The organism is Stenotrophomonas sp. STM01 (assembly GCF_014852135.1).
In the GTDB taxonomy this organism is placed as follows: Bacteria; Pseudomonadota; Gammaproteobacteria; order Xanthomonadales; family Xanthomonadaceae; genus Stenotrophomonas; species Stenotrophomonas capsici.
This window is the reverse complement of sequence record NZ_JACVBA010000004.1, coordinates 126,238-140,383: the sequence shown is the minus strand read 5'-3', so window position 1 is coordinate 140,383 and position 14,146 is coordinate 126,238. Positions and strand designations below refer to the sequence as shown.

At 68.8% G+C, this 14,146-nt stretch carries 11 protein-coding genes; 7 read left to right on the top strand and 4 right to left on the bottom strand.

Annotated elements, in window-relative coordinates:
• Positions 1–48: 48 nt before the first annotated feature.
• A complete protein-coding gene (locus IB227_RS16585) occupies positions 49–855 on the bottom strand; it encodes a uroporphyrinogen-III synthase (protein ID WP_192288298.1) in 807 nt (268 codons plus the stop codon).
• Between the two features lie 41 nt (positions 856–896).
• Between IB227_RS16585 and IB227_RS16580 the strand changes: the two genes are divergently transcribed.
• The 5 genes from IB227_RS16580 to IB227_RS16560 all read left to right on the top strand — a co-directional run bounded on the left by IB227_RS16580 (position 897) and on the right by IB227_RS16560 (position 3,988).
• Positions 897–1,355: a YiiD C-terminal domain-containing protein gene (locus IB227_RS16580; protein ID WP_192288297.1), complete on the top strand. Its 459-nt coding sequence runs from the start codon at positions 897–899 to the stop codon at positions 1,353–1,355.
• Between the two features lie 26 nt (positions 1,356–1,381).
• A complete protein-coding gene (locus tag IB227_RS16575) occupies positions 1,382–1,816 on the top strand; it encodes a hypothetical protein (RefSeq protein ID WP_192288296.1) in 435 nt (144 codons plus the stop codon).
• 67 nt (positions 1,817–1,883) lie between these two features.
• The gene (locus IB227_RS16570) at positions 1,884–2,321 is read left to right on the top strand and encodes a rhodanese-like domain-containing protein (RefSeq protein ID WP_192288295.1); all 438 of its coding nucleotides are present in this window, start codon (positions 1,884–1,886) and stop codon (positions 2,319–2,321) included.
• Between the two features lie 103 nt (positions 2,322–2,424).
• Entirely contained in the window at positions 2,425–2,940 is a 516-nt protein-coding gene (gene secB / locus IB227_RS16565; protein ID WP_132862378.1) for a protein-export chaperone SecB, read from the top strand.
• Positions 2,941–2,959: 19 nt separating this feature from the next.
• Entirely contained in the window at positions 2,960–3,988 is a 1,029-nt protein-coding gene (locus tag IB227_RS16560; protein ID WP_192288294.1) for an NAD(P)H-dependent glycerol-3-phosphate dehydrogenase, read from the top strand.
• Positions 3,989–4,245: 257 nt separating this feature from the next.
• On the opposite strand, the gene IB227_RS16555 is transcribed toward IB227_RS16560, so the two are convergent.
• Together IB227_RS16555 and IB227_RS16550 are read right to left on the bottom strand one after the other, a co-directional pair.
• Positions 4,246–4,818: an Ax21 family protein gene (locus IB227_RS16555; protein WP_192288293.1), complete on the bottom strand. Its 573-nt coding sequence runs from the start codon at positions 4,816–4,818 to the stop codon at positions 4,246–4,248.
• 224 nt (positions 4,819–5,042) lie between these two features.
• A complete protein-coding gene (locus tag IB227_RS16550) occupies positions 5,043–6,734 on the bottom strand; it encodes a hypothetical protein (protein ID WP_192288292.1) in 1,692 nt (563 codons plus the stop codon).
• A gap of 214 nt (positions 6,735–6,948) precedes the next feature.
• Between IB227_RS16550 and IB227_RS16545 the strand changes: the two genes are divergently transcribed.
• Both IB227_RS16545 and IB227_RS16540 read left to right on the top strand, forming a co-directional pair.
• On the top strand, positions 6,949–8,133 hold the full coding sequence (locus tag IB227_RS16545; RefSeq protein WP_225591936.1) for a M48 family metalloprotease: 1,185 nt from the start codon (positions 6,949–6,951) through the stop codon (positions 8,131–8,133).
• Positions 8,130–13,595 carry an AAA domain-containing protein gene (locus IB227_RS16540; protein WP_192288291.1) on the top strand — a complete coding sequence of 1,822 codons (5,466 nt, stop codon included), beginning with the start codon at positions 8,130–8,132 and terminating at the stop codon, positions 13,593–13,595. Before IB227_RS16545 ends, IB227_RS16540 begins: the two co-directional genes overlap by 4 nt.
• A 93-nt stretch (positions 13,596–13,688) precedes the next feature.
• Here the strand turns inward: IB227_RS16540 and IB227_RS16535 are convergent, their stop codons facing one another.
• Positions 13,689–14,000, bottom strand: a complete 312-nt coding sequence (locus IB227_RS16535) for a hypothetical protein (RefSeq protein ID WP_192288290.1) — start codon at positions 13,998–14,000, stop codon at positions 13,689–13,691.
• Positions 14,001–14,146: the final 146 nt, after the last annotated feature.

Below are 14,146 nucleotides of genomic sequence, written 5' to 3'. Positions count from 1 at the left end.
CAGGATGGCGGCGCGGGTGGATGCCTGCAAGCCACGCGCCGTACAGGCTCAGGCGCTGGCGTGACCTGCCGCCATCGCCGTGATCGCGCGCTGCGCGGCGCTGGCCAGCTGTGCCGGCAAGGGGCCGGCCGCCACGCTGGCATGCGTGAAGCCATGCGTGCGCGCCAGGGCGGCCAGGCGTTCGCTGGCGGCGACCACCGGCATCCGTTGCCAGCGCCGCAGCACCGCCGCCGGCAGCTGCGGCAACACCGTCTCCAGCGCCTCGCCACTGCTGAGCGCAAGCACGGTCGGGCCCTGCAGGGCTTCAAGCCGCTCGATGACGGCGGTACTGAGCGGCAGGCCGACGCGCTCGTACACATCCACCCGTTGCAGCGTGGCGCCGCGCTCGACGATCTGCGCGGCGATCATGCCGCGGCCACCGGGGGCGGTGACCAGCGCCACGCGCAGGCCCTGCAGCTCCTGCATGCGCGGCAGCGCCAGCAGGCCCTCGCTGTCCATGCGCTGCGGTGCCTGCACGTCGCGCGCGCCATGGCGGCGCAGCACCCGCGCGGTGCCTTCGCCGACCGCGACCACGCGGCCTTCGCCCAGTTCGGGCAGTGCCAGCAGGCGCGCGGCGGCCTCGGCGGCGGTCGGGCTGGTGAACACCAGGCGGTCGGCGGTCGCCGCATGGGCCAGCTGCGCACGGGTCAGGGTGTCGGTACGCAGGGCCACGCGCCAGGGCGAAAGTGCCAGCGTATGTCCTCCCAGCCGGGCAGCGGCGCTGCGCAGGGTGTCGTGCTGCCCCTGGGGGCGCAGGGAGATCAGGTGCCAGGCCGTGTCGGCTGGCACATAGGCGCGGCGGTTCATTCCATGCATTATGCGGGCGCTTTCCTGTCCGTGTGTTGCTTACTTCTTCCATGTCCGACGCTTCCGATTCCGCTGCACTGCTCGCGCAGGTGCAGGCCACCCTGGATGCCATGCCGCCGGTGGCCGCGATGAACATCCGCATCGCGGGTTATGAAAATGGCGTGCTGCGCATGCAGGCACCGCTGGCCGCCAACGTCAATGACAAGGGCAATGCCTTCGGCGGCAGCCTGGCCTCGGTGATGACCCTGGCCGGCTGGGCGCTGGTCAGCCTGCGCCTGGCATTGGCCGGCAAGCAGGCCGAGGTCTACGTCGCCGACAGCAACATCCGTTATCGCGCGCCCGTCTACGGCGACCTGCTGGCGGTCGCGCGGGCCGCGCCGGACCAGGATTGGGACGATTTCCTGGCCCTGTTCAACAAGCGTGGCCGGGCACGGGTGACCGTACGGGCCGAGATCGAGGGCGGTGCCGCCGAGCTGGAAGGGCGCTTCGTGGCCCTCGGCAAAGGCTAGGATGGGCGCCGTTACCCGGGGATTCCATGATGCTCAGACGCCTGTTCCAAGCCGCCCTTGTCCTGTCGTTGCTGGTCGCGGCCGGCGCCAGCGCCGGTGACGGCCCCAGCCGCAGCCAGCGCGCCAAGCTGGTGCCGACGCAGGCGGCCTACACGGCCGCGGTGCGCTGGAGCGATTTCGAGGCCGCCGAGGGCTTCCTCGACCCGGTCTACCTGCAGGCCCACCCGCTCGGTGACCTGCAGCGCCAGCGTTACCAGCAGGTGCAGGTGTCCGGTTACCGCGAACGCGGCAGCAGCGTCGCCGCCGACGGCAATGTCGAGCGGCGCATGGAAATCAGCGTGATCAACCGCAACACCCAGGCCGAGCGCACCATGGTGGTCACCGAACGCTGGCGCTGGGACGCGGAGGGCAAGCGCTGGTGGCAGGCGGGCGGCCTGCCGGACCTGTGGCAGGGCCAATGAGCCCGCTGGGCGCCCCATTGCCGGCATATGCGACAATCCCCGCCCGCTTAATCGACCCGTGACCTGAGTGAATTACGAAGAGTTGCTGGCCTTCGCTGGCCGAAATCCGATGCTGTCGCTGGCCCTGGTCGGCCTTACCGTGGCCATCATCGCCACCGAGGTCGCGCGCCTGTTCCGCGGCTACAAGTCGCTCAAGCCGTCCGAGCTGACCCACCTGATCAATGCCGGTGGGGCCGTGGTGATCGACCTGTCGGCCGCCAGCGATTTCGAGAAGGGCCATATCGTCGGCAGCCGCAACCTGCAGCCGGCCCAGGTGAGCCCGACCCACAAGCTGCTGGCCTCGGCCAAGCAGTCGCCGGTGGTGCTGCTGTGCCGCACCGGCAACGCCTCCGCCACCGCCGCCAAGGTGCTGAAGAAGGCCGGTTTCGAGCAGGTGTACGTGCTCGACGGCGGCCTGCCGGCCTGGCAGGCGGCGGACCTGCCGCTGGTCAAGGGCCGCGGCTGATCAGTTAATTTGCGTTAAGGCCTTGTGGACGGCGTGGACCGCCCCCATCGCTGGTCTGGTAACAATCCCAATCATTGAACAATCTGTTCTGGAGTCTTGAGAAATGTCCGAAGAGAACACCAACGGCGTAGTCCCGGCTGACGAAGCTGCCAACGGCCCGGCTTTCACCATCGAGAAGATCTACGTCAAGGACGTTTCTTTCGAATCCCCGAACTCGCCGGTCATCTTCAATGAGAACGTGCAGCCGGACCTGCAGCTGAACCTGAACCAGAAGGTGCAGCGCCTGTCCGACACCGCCTTCGAAGTGGTGCTGGGCGTGACCCTGACCTGCAAGGCCGGTGACAAGACCGCCTACGTTGCCGAAGTGCAGCAGGCCGGCGTGTTCGGCCTGATCGGCCTGGAGCCGCAGGCGATCGACGTGCTGCTCGGCACCCAGTGCCCGAACATCCTGTTCCCGTACGTGCGTTCGATGGTGTCGGACCTGATCCAGGCCGGCGGCTTCCCGCCGTTCTACCTGCAGCCGATCAACTTCGAAGGCCTGTACGCCGAAACCCTGCGCCAGCGCCAGGCCCAGGGCGAAGCCTCGCTGGCCGACTCCGAGCCGGCCGGCAACGCCTGATCGGCGTCCGCGACATCGGATGAGTACGACCGACGCGAACAAGATCGCCGTCCTCGGCGCGGGCTCCTGGGGCACCGCGCTGGCCACCCTGCTGGCCCGGCACGGTCACCCGACCGTGCTGTGGGGACGCGATGCCGCCGTCATCGAGGCGATCGACCAGCGTCATGAGAATCCCCGGTACCTGCCGGGGATTCCCTTGCCTGATTCCCTGCGCGCCAGCACCGACCTGGCTGCCACCGTTGCCGGTGCCAGCTGGATCCTGGTGGTGGTGCCTTCGCATGCCTTCGCCGAGACCGTGCGCGCGCTGGCGCCGCTGCGGCCGGCCGGGGCCGGCGTGGCCTGGGCCACCAAGGGCTTCGAGCCCGGCTCGGGGCGTTTCCTGCATGAAGTGGCCCGTGAAGTGCTGGGCCCGGACGTGCCGCTGGCCGTCGTCACCGGCCCGTCCTTCGCCAAGGAAGTGACCCTGGGCCTGCCCACGGCGATCACCGTCCACGGTGATGACGACGCTTTCGCCCAGCAGGTGGCAGATGCGATGCATGGCCCGGCCTTCCGTGCCTACACCGGTGACGACATGGTCGGCGCCGAGCTGGGGGGGGCGATGAAGAACGTGCTGGCCGTGGCCACTGGCGTGGCCGATGGCATGCAGCTGGGCCTGAACGCCCGTGCCGGCCTGATCACTCGCGGCCTCAACGAGATGCTGCGTCTGGCCGCCGCCATCGGCGGCAAGCCGGAAACCCTGATGGGCCTGGCCGGCCTGGGCGACCTGGTGCTGACCAGCACCGGTGACCTCTCGCGCAATCGCCGCCTGGGCCTTGCCCTAGGGCGTGGGCAGAGCCTGCCCGACGCGGTGAAGGAAATCGGCCAGGTGGTGGAATCGGTGCAGACCGCCGACGAGGTGATGCGCCAGGCCGAGCGCCATGGCATCGACCTGCCCATCTCCAAGGCGGTGCAATCGGTACTGCACGGTGAGCTGAGCCCGACCGAGGGCCTGCAGCAGCTGCTGGCACGCGAGCAGAAGCCGGAGTATCCGGACACGCTGTTCAAGTAATTTGACCGACGTTGAAACAAAAAGCCCGGCGATTGCCGGGCTTTTTTGTTGGGCCGGTGGAATGCATCTGGCCCTTCCTGCCTTCGACGAGGGAAGGCGGTGGATCTGCCAGTAGAACCTGCTCCTGCCCCAACGGGTGGACAGGGGGAAGCATTTCGCCGGCCCCGGAAAAGGTGAAGCCCGGTCGGGGAGAACCGGGCTTCAGGCGCGGGGGAGAGAGAGCACGCGCCTTTACAACACGTTGTTGCCGCTACGGCTTACCAGGTGAAGCGCGGGCCGACGAACCATTCCTTGTCGCCAGCCTTGGCCAGCTTCACTTCGCCGGTCAGGCCCCAGTTGGCGTTGAACTTGCCGGTCGCACCGACGCGGCCGTAGAACTCGCCATCCGGATTCACGCCATGCTTCTTGCTGTAGTCCTCGTAACCGGCCAAGGCATACGCCTCGAAGTTCGGGGTGAAGGCGGTACGCACGCCGACTTCAGCGCTGTAGCCGTTGAAGGTCAGGCCATAGTCCGGGTCGAACTTCTGGTACGCGGCGCGGGCCAGCAGGTCGGTGTTCGGGGCCACGGTGTAGTTGTAGCCAACACCCAGGCGCCACTGGTCCACGTCAACCTTGCCCTTGTCGGTTTCCTGGGCGTTGTATTCACCGAAAACATGGAAGTTCGGGTGCACGGCAACCGAGCCCTTCAGAGCCCAACCATCGGCGTCGCCGCCGCGGGTGTCGGTGTTCACGTAACCGCCTTCCACATAGTTGTAGGACAGGCCATCGGCAGCCGAGGCAGCGAACGGCAGGGCGGCCATCAGGCCCAGTGCGATCAGGGAAGTCTTCATTTCGGCATTACCTTTTTTATTGGTTTGATCGATGCGGCGTGATGCTTGGGGCCGTTCGATGGTTGTGAATTATCCGTTAGCCAATGGAACTGACCCTGAATATAAAACTGACCAGTACATAAATTAGGCGGCGAATCGGGGAACTTCCGTGCCGGAACAAGGCCACGTCCCCGGTCCGTCCAAGAGACCGGAAGGCATGTGGCGCCGGGGATGGGGTCCTGCGCTTACTCGCCGCGTCGCGCGGCCAGTTCATCCCAGAGGCGGCCCTGTCGCTGGGCCGGGGTGGTGACGTTGATGACTGCCTGTTCGCCCAGGCGATCATGCAGCTGCTGCAGGTACAGGCTGCGCGGCGTTACCACCGCATGCGGGGACTGCACGATGCCGGTCGGTTCCTCCGGGGGGAACTTGCCCGGTACGCGCTCGCCGATCTGGCCCACGCTCCAGTTCATCGCATGCGGCGGGGCCTGCAGGACGTAGCGGGCGCTGTCGGTGTTCCAGAACATCTGCTGGGCGCCGGGCCATCCATGCCCGGTGCCGCTCCCGCGCCGATGCTGCACGCGCAGCTGGCGGTCGCGGGTGTTGTCGTACAGGGTGCCGGTGGCCCAGCGATGGTGCGGGCCACTGTCGTTGCTGCCGTCCACGGCCAGGCAGTCCAGGAACACGTTGGGGCCGGGGACGCGCGCGCCGGTGACAAAGCTGTGGCGGCCCTGCTCGGCGTAGCAGCGCTGGGTCAGGTTGAATGCGGCGTTGCCTTCGTAGTCGTACACGTAGCGGCGCACGCCCTGGGTCTGGCCGTAACGCGGGTCCAGGTAGGCCAGGTCCTGGAACGTGTTGAAGTGCGCGCCGTTGTGGGCGGTGATGCCATGCGAGACGTAGCGCAGGGTGACGTTGCGTACCCAGCCATCGCGCACGCCGCCGAAGCGGATGGCGGTGTACGGGCCAGTGTCAGGCGTGCCGACGGCGGTGCCGGTCTGCGGATTGCCTTCCAGGCGCAGATCCTCGATGCCGACCTCGCCGATCCGGGCGATGTCGGTGCGGTAGACGCTGCCGCCACCGAAGCGCTGCTCGATCGCATCAACCACCGGTGCGTCCAGTTGCAGTCCCCCTGCATCCACCGCGGTGACGACACGCTCGTAATGCATCACGTAGTCGGCGGCGGCCCAGCCATAACGCGCGGTGTCGATGCCCTGGCTGCCGAGCCAGGCCTCGTTGGGCGTGCGCATCAGGGCGATGCTGTCGCCGACGCGGTAGCCCTGGGTGGAGGCCAGCGACAGATACATCGCCCCGACCGGGACCCGTTCGGCGGTGATCCGGGTCATGGCGGGTCGTGCCGCGGGCTGTGGTACGGCCGTCTCCCGGTTGCCCACCTCAATGATCCGGCCCTGCGGCCCGCTGTAGGTGGAGCGCAGCACCGTGCCGTCGGCTGCCCGGCCCTCGCCACGCAGCACCACGCCGCCGGCCCGTATCCGCAAGCCCTGGGCGAGCGTGTAGTGGCCCTGCTTCAACAGCACCACGCCGCGGACGCCGTTGGCATCCGGCGGCAGGGCGGAGACCGCGTCGATGGCTTGCTGGATGCGCGGCTGGTCATCCTCGCCCTGCGCGGGCGACAGGACCACCCGTACCGGCAGGGCTTCGCGTGCTGGCAGGGCGATACCGCCACCGCGATAGCCGGCGCGTGAGAAGTCCGGGACGATGTGCTCGGCGGCCGCGCCGTCACGCACGCGGTACCGCCCGTAACGCAACCGGCCATCGCCGCCGGTGGAGACCAGTGGCGCATCTGCTTCGTCGTTGAGGGGATGGGCGAAGGGCGAATGCGCGTGAAGATGGCTGGTGGCGGGCGCGGGTGCAGCGGCGTTGGCATGCAGCGCGGGCAATGCCAGCAGCGTGGCGAGGACGACAGGTCCATGCAGTCGCATGCGGCGTGTTCCAGCGGGAGGGAGCCACCGACCCTAGCAGGCGGCATGCAGCCCGCCCAGCCTCACGGCGATGCAGGGTGGGTCGGCGGAACTGCCAGCGGCGCCGTCCAAGGTCACCGGAATCTCCCGCGTCCGGATGCCAAGCGCCGCTGCCAGCGATGAATCTCCTAAACTTCGGGTGGGGTAAACACGGGAAAATCAGTAAATGGATGTCATGCCCAGCGATAGGCCGGCACTGGAACCGCTCCACTACCACCGCCAGTTGGTGGCGTACCTGAAGCAGCACGAGCCGGAGGTATGGCGCTGGGCGGCCTCGCAGCGGATCCGCGATGAACACATCGCGCAGGTACGCAGCGACCTGCTGCGCGATACCTACCGGCTGGAGGCCGAGGCCCACCCGGAGGTGCATGCGAGCCTGCAGTTGGCCATGCAGCGGCTGGGCATGCAGGCCCCGGCGACGCTGTACCAGGCCGGCAGCCAGGACATGAATGCCGCGCTGGTGTTCGTGCCCGGCGAAGTGCACATGGTGCTGCAGGGGCCGCTGCTCGAACGCCTGAGCGATGACGAGCGGCTGGCGCTGTTCGGGCATGAACTGGCGCATTACGTGCTGTGGTCGCTGGACGGCGGCGACTTCCACGTCGCCGACCGCATCCTCAATGACGCCCTGGCCTCGCCGCAGGCCAGCCCCAGCCAGGCCGAAACCCTGCGCCGGTATGCCTTGCATACCGAGCTGTTCGCCGACCGCGGCGGCGCGGTGGCAGCCGCCGCCCCCGGGCCGGCGGTCAGCACGCTGCTGAAGGTGCAGACCGGTGTGGCCAACCCGGACCCGGTGGCCTACCTGCGCCAGGCCGCGGAGGTGGATGCCAACGAGAAGCAGGGCAGCACCATGCGTACCCACCCGGAGACCTTCATCCGCGCGCGTGCGCTGGAGCAGTGGTGGCAGCGCACCGACCGGCTGGACGGCTGGGTCCGCGACAAGCTTTGCGGTGCCTTGTCGCTGGAGGCACTGGACCTGCTCGACCAGCAGGCCCTGCAGCAGATCACGCGCGGCTTCCTCGGCCACTTCCTCGACGAGGTGCCGCTGCGCAGCGCGCTGGTACTCAACCAGGTGCGGCAGCTGTTCCCGGACTGGAACCCGGGCGAGGCCACGGTTGCGCCCCAGGCCATCGTCGAACGCAACATCGATGACAGCGTGCGTGGCTACCTCAACGCCTTGATGCTGGACCTGGCGCTGGTTGACCCCGACGTGCAGGACGCCGCGCTGCTGCGCGCCAGCACGCTGGCCCACGCGCTGGGCAGCGCGCAGGCACTGCAGGCCAACCTCAAGCGGGATGCACGGCTTGGCAAGCGTGAGCTGGACAAGCTGAAGAAGAACACCGAACGGGCCCTGAGTGCATGAGCGAGATGACTGAAACCCCGGTGCCGGCGGGCAACTTCGCCGCGCTGGTCGACGCCCAGGCCGGCGCGGCGCTGTCCACCGATGACGTGCTGGTACTGGTGTTGCCGCTGTTCGCGCAGGTGGCGTCGCTGCATGCCGGTGGCCGCGTCGCCACGCTGTCGCCCGAAGCGATCGTGCTGGATGCGGCGGGCGGGCTGGCCCTGCGCAACCCGGCCGGCCAGGCACCGGCGATGGCGCTGGCCGCGATCAGCCGCGTGCAGCCCGGTTCGGCGTCCACGCTCAACATCGTCGGCACCCTGCGGGTCGCGCATGACGCGCAGGGCTACGAGCGGCTGGACGACCTGGCGGTGCAGGCCGACCTGGAGGCGGCGATCGAGCATCCGGTGTACCTGCCGGGCTATCGCAGCTGGGAACTGGCGTTGGGCCACCATGACGAGCTGACCGACATCTTCCAGCTGGGCATGGTGTTGGCGGCGTTAGCCTGCGGCCTGGACTTCGACGACGTCGACGACCTGCGCAGCTTCGCCGGCAACCGCGAGAACCTGTTCCAGCTGGCCCCCCGCCTGCATCCGGTGCTGGCCAGCGTGATCGTGGAGATGACCGCGCTCAACCGGCATGACCGCAGCACCGAGCTGGACAGCCTGGCTACGCGCCTGCGCACCTGGCGCGACCAGCCGGACGTGCTGGACGTGGCGCGCGCGCTGTCCGGCGTCAGCGGCCTGGCCTCGCGCCGTGGCGCGGTGCTGTCCTACCTGCGCGACCGCCTGTTCGACCTGTCGCGCCGCAACCGCCTGCTGTTCTTCCGGCCCACCGCCGGCTCGGTCAACCTCACCGTGTCCAGCGTGCCGCTGATGCTGCAGGTGGAGAGCATCCGGCCGGAGCACATCTGCACCTGGGGCGGGCCGTTCGCGGCGGACATGACCGCCGGCAAGGCGGTCGACCTGCAGCGCTGGCTGCGCTTCGACGACCAGCCGTTCCTGCCGGCCGCGCTGGACAAGCTGATCCAGGAAACCCGCCGTGATCGCGCCGAGTATGGTTTCAGCCACCTGCGCCTGGTGGTCGCGTTCCTGCGTTGGCACAACCTCAAGGAATTCCCGGAAGAACGCATCACCACGCCGTTGCTGTGGTTGCCGGTGGAGCTGGTCCGGCGCAAGGGCGTGCGCGACCAGTACGTGCTGCAGGCCGAGGAAGGCGAGGCCGAGTTCAACCCGGTGCTGCGCCACCAGCTGCGCCAGCTCTATGACATCCAGCTGCCGGAAACGGTGGACCTGCAGAAGACTTCCATCGCGCAGGTGCATGCCGACCTGTTGGCGCAGATCCGCCGTACCGAACCGTCGGTCGAGCTGCGCCTGATCGAGAAGCCGCAGGTGCGGCTGGTCCGGCAGAAGGCCCTGCAACGCCTGCAGCAGTACCAGCGTCGCCGTCCGGCCGGGCGTGGCACGCGTGCCGTGGCCGGGCGCCTGCCCGATTACAGCTACGAGCGCGAGGATTACCGGCCACTGGGCCAGGCATTGTTCGAGCGCTGGGTGCGCCCCAGTGCGCTGCCGCAGCGGTTCGAGGCCGGTGCCGCGCCGGTGGCCGGGCCGCGCCATGCGTGGATGGTGGAGGAGGTGGCCGATGCCGAGCGCGTGGGCTATGCGCTGCAGGAGGCCGAAGGCCATCGCTACGCATGGGACCTGGACCTGACCCAGGTCACGCTGGCCAACTTCAACTACAAGAAGATGTCGCTGGTGCGTGACTACACGCAGCTGCTGGACGACAACACCGACAACCCCGCCTTCGACCGCGTGTTCTCCATCGAGCCGCGCGCCGTGGACGCCGCGCCGCCGGCGCCGTTGCCGCTGCGCGAGCAGTGGAACGTGATCGCCTCCGATGCCACCCAGGGCGCGGCGGTGGGCCTGGCCCGCAGCCAGCGCAGTTTCATCATCCAGGGGCCACCGGGCACCGGCAAGTCGCAGACGATCACCAACCTGATCGCCGACTACGCCGGGCGCGGCAAGCGCATCCTGTTCGTATGCGAGAAACGCGCCGCGCTGGACGTGGTGTTCCACCGGCTCAAGCAGGCCGGCCTGGATGCATTGTGCTGCCTGATCCACGATTCGCAGGCCGACAAGAAGGCCTTCATCGCCGACCTGCGCAGCTGCTACGAGAACTGGATCGCGCAGCCGCACAACAGCGAGCGGCTGGCCCAGCAGCGCGATGCGGTGCTGGATACCCTGCAGCGCCTGCAGGCGCGCGTCGATGCGTTCGAGCAGTCGATGTCCGTCGTCCCCGAACCGCTGGGCACCAGCGTGCGCCAACTGGTACGGCGCATGGCCGAGCTGCCCGGCGTGCCGGAGCTGGATGCCGCGCGCCGCGAAACCCTGCCCACCCTGGCCGCGTGGGATGCGCAGCGTGAACTGGCGTTGCGCGTGGAGCGCAACCTGCGCGAACGCTTCGGCATCGACAGCCTGGCCGTGCATCCCTTTGCGCGCCTGTCCGCCGCGCTGGTCGGTGACGAGCGCGCCTATGGCCGCGTGCAGCACCTGATCGACGATGGTGAGGCATTGCTGGAGCAGCTGGACCCGGTGCTGGATGACAGCGCGGGCCTGATCAAGGCCGGGCTCACGCCGGCACAGGCCCTGCAGCTGGCCGAGCAGGCCCGCTGGTTGCTGGACAATGGCATGGCCGGGCAGTTGTCGTTGCTGGAAGAGGACTCCTCGCAGGCGCTGGAACTGCGACGCGCGCGCGAGCGGCTTGAACAGCAGCAGGCAGCAGTGCAGCAGGCCGCGCAGGCCACGACGCACTGGCGCGACAAGCTCGATGCGGGCGACACCCAGGCCGCGCTTGCCTTGGCCCAGCAGCTGGAAGGCTCGCTCATGCGCTGGCTGCAGCCGGCCTGGTGGCGGTTGCGCGGCGAGCTGCGCCGTCGCTACGACTTCGGCAAGCACGCGGTACATCCGGGGTATGCGCGGGTGCTGCAGTCGCTGGCGGCCGAGCAGGCCGCCACCGTGGCGCTGGCCGAAGCCGATGCCAGCAGCTGCAGGCAGTTCGGCGTGCAGAGCATGCGCGGGCTGCTGGATGCGGTGACCCAGCTGCGCGAACGCCAGGCAAGCAGCGGACCGATGCGGGCGATGCTCGACCACCTCCGCGCTGCACTGGACCCGGTGACCGCCGCCCGCAACGAAGCCGTGGCCGCCGAACCGCTGCGCAAGCTCGGCCAGCGCCTGGACGAGAACGTGGAGGGCGAACCGGCATTGAGCCTGGCGCGGGTCGGCGAGCTGCTGCGCGACCTGCGCGAAGGGCTGGAAGAACTGCCGGACCTGTTGCCGCTGCTGCGTGCCGTGCACGCCGGTGATGCCGCCGTCAGCGCCGCGTTGCGGCAGCTGCCCTTGCCGGCGCTGCAGATCGAGGCGGTGGTTGCCGATGAAGCGTTGCGTCGCCTGGAGCGTGCGCATCCGGAGCTGGCCCGCTTCGATGGCGCGGCACTGGCGGTGGCCGCACGGCGCATCGGCGAGGGCCAGCGCGAGCTGCTGGGCCTGAACGCCAAGGTGGTGCAGGCCACGCTGCATCGGCTGTTCGCCGACCACGTGCAGACCGCGTCGCTGTCGGCGACCCAGCTGGACGCCGAAGGCAAGGCATTCAAGAAGCTCTATTCCACCGGGCGCCGGGAGCTGGAGCATGAGTTCGGCAAGAGCATGCGCCACCGTTCGATCCGCGACCTGTCCGACGACGAGACCGGGCTGGTGGTCAACGACCTCAAGCCGATCTGGCTGATGAGCCCGTTGTCGGTGTCCGACACGTTGCCGCTGTCGCCGGACCTGTTCGACGTGGTGATCTTCGACGAGGCCAGCCAGATCCCCACCGAGGAAGCGGTACCGGCGCTGAGCCGGGCGCGGCAGATCGTGGTGGTGGGCGATGAGATGCAGCTGCCGCCGACCAGCTTCTTCGCCGCCAACGGCGAGGACAACGAGGAGGTCGTGGTGGAGGAGGATGGCGAGCGCATCGCCATCAACATGGAGTCGGACAGCCTGCTCAACCAGGCCGCGCGCAACCTGCCGGCGACCCTGTTGGCCTGGCACTACCGCAGCCGCCACGAGACGCTGATCAGCTTCTCCAACGCCGCCTTCTACGACGGCCGCCTGGTCACCATCCCCGACCGTCGCATCGAGCCTTCGGCCGACGCGCCGGCATCGGTGCCGTCCACCCAGGACGATGCCGGCGCGATCGGCGCCGATGCCCTGCAGGAGCGTGCGGTCAGCTTCCACCACATCGCCGACGGTGTGTACGGTGCGCGTCGCAATGCCGCCGAGGCGCGCTACATCGCGCAGATGGTGCGCGAGTTGCTGCGCCGGGGCGGCGGCCAGAGCATCGGCATCGTCGCCTTCTCCGAGGCACAGCAGGGCGAGATCGAGACCGCGCTGGAAACGCTGGCCGGCGAGGATGCCGAGTTCGCGCTGCAGCTTGAACGCGAGTACGTGCGCGAGGACGAGGACCAGTTCAACGGCCTGTTCGTGAAGAACCTGGAGAACGTGCAGGGCGACGAGCGTGACGTGATCATCCTGAGCATCTGCTACGCACCCGGTGCGGACGGCCGGATGCTGATGAACTTCGGCCCGATCAACCAGCGTGGCGGCGAGAAGCGCCTCAACGTGATCTTCAGCCGTGCCCGGCTGCGCATGGCGGTGGTGTCCAGCATCCATGCCGAGGCCATCACCAACACCCACAACGACGGCGCGGCGGCGTTGCGTGCGTTCCTGCAGTTCGCCCAGGCCAGTGCGCGGGGGGATTTCGACCGCGCGCAGCTGGTGCTGGGTTCGCTCAATGCCGGCGCACGGGAGGCGTTCGCCGCACCGCCGTCGGCCGATGCCATCCGCCAGGCCATGGCGGAGGCGTTGCGCCAGCGTGGGCACATCGTGCACGAGCAGGTGGGGCGTTCCCAGTTCCGCTGCGACCTGGCGATCGTGGACCCGGCCGGCGGCGACTACCAGCTGGCGATCCTGCTCGATGGGCCGGACCAGGCAGTGGCCGATACCCGCGAACGCTACGTGTTCCGTCCCGGCGTGCTGCGCGGCTTCGGCTGGCAGGTGATCGACGTGCCCGGCCGCGATTGGCTGCGCGCGCCCGAGGCGGTGCTGGCGCGCATCGATGCGGCGTTGCAGGGCCGGGAGGTCGATGCGCAGACGGCGCTGGATGCACTGGAGTCATTGCCGGCGATGGAGACGGCGGTGGTGGAGGCCGCGCCCGAGGTGCCGGCGGCGCTGGCCGAGGATGTGCTCAGCCGCGAACTGGTGTTCGAACAGGGCACATCCAACAAGTTCTGGCGCGTAGCGGTCAGCGGCGGCGAACTGGTGGTGACCTACGGGCGCATCGGCAGCGCCGGACAGCGCAACGTGAAGCAGTTCGACAGCCCCGCGCGTGCGCGTCGCGAGATGGACAAGCTGGTGGCCGAGAAACTGGGCAAGGGCTATCGCGACGCGTGATGCAGGTGCGTGGCCACCGGCTTCACGGCTGAAGGCGCTCCTGCCATGGGAGCGACCTTGGCCGCGAAGCCGGCGTCGTGACCGACGGCCTGCTCAGCAGACCAGCACGAACCGGCCGAGGAAGAGCCCGAAGCCGAGGATCCACAACGCAAGCATCGCCGGGAAGCTGGCCGCGCGCAGCCACCAGCGCATCACCCGCGGCGCCTGCCGCGTGGCGCGGAACATCAGGATCGGCAGCAGGATGCCGGCGATCACGAACAGCGCGAAGATCGTCCAACCCAGCAGCCAGAAGCCGGTCGATTTCTCGCCGAACTCCGGTGGGCATTGCCGCATTGCCCAAGCCAGGCCCGGCCAGGACAAGCTGATGACCAGCAAGGTGATGGGTAGGCAACGCAGGTGTCGCAACGCCAGGTTCCCGCAAAGTCGTGGTTGGCGAGCATCCTGCCATGGAAATGCCGGCCATGCGTTGCGGCGCCCGGGCACGCAGGCACCCAACCGACGCTGGGCAACCCCGCACGCTGGCGTGATGCGGCGGCGGGCGAGGCTGTCGA

Excerpts from the sequence above, each read along its gene's own strand:
- IB227_RS16575 (WP_192288296.1), top strand. The coding sequence starts at position 1,382 with ATGATGCTCAGACGCCTGTTCCAAGCCGCCCTTGTCCTGTCGTTGCTG.
- IB227_RS16545 (WP_225591936.1), top strand. The coding sequence starts at position 6,949 with ATGCCCAGCGATAGGCCGGCACTGGAACCGCTCCACTACCACCGCCAG.
- IB227_RS16580 (WP_192288297.1), top strand. The coding sequence starts at position 897 with ATGTCCGACGCTTCCGATTCCGCTGCACTGCTCGCGCAGGTGCAGGCC.
- IB227_RS16540 (WP_192288291.1), top strand. The coding sequence starts at position 8,130 with ATGAGCGAGATGACTGAAACCCCGGTGCCGGCGGGCAACTTCGCCGCG.
- IB227_RS16560 (WP_192288294.1), top strand. The coding sequence starts at position 2,960 with ATGAGTACGACCGACGCGAACAAGATCGCCGTCCTCGGCGCGGGCTCC.
- IB227_RS16550 (WP_192288292.1), bottom strand. The coding sequence starts at position 6,734 with ATGCGACTGCATGGACCTGTCGTCCTCGCCACGCTGCTGGCATTGCCC.
- IB227_RS16585 (WP_192288298.1), bottom strand. The coding sequence starts at position 855 with ATGCATGGAATGAACCGCCGCGCCTATGTGCCAGCCGACACGGCCTGG.
- IB227_RS16555 (WP_192288293.1), bottom strand. The coding sequence starts at position 4,818 with ATGAAGACTTCCCTGATCGCACTGGGCCTGATGGCCGCCCTGCCGTTC.
- secB (WP_132862378.1), top strand. The coding sequence starts at position 2,425 with ATGTCCGAAGAGAACACCAACGGCGTAGTCCCGGCTGACGAAGCTGCC.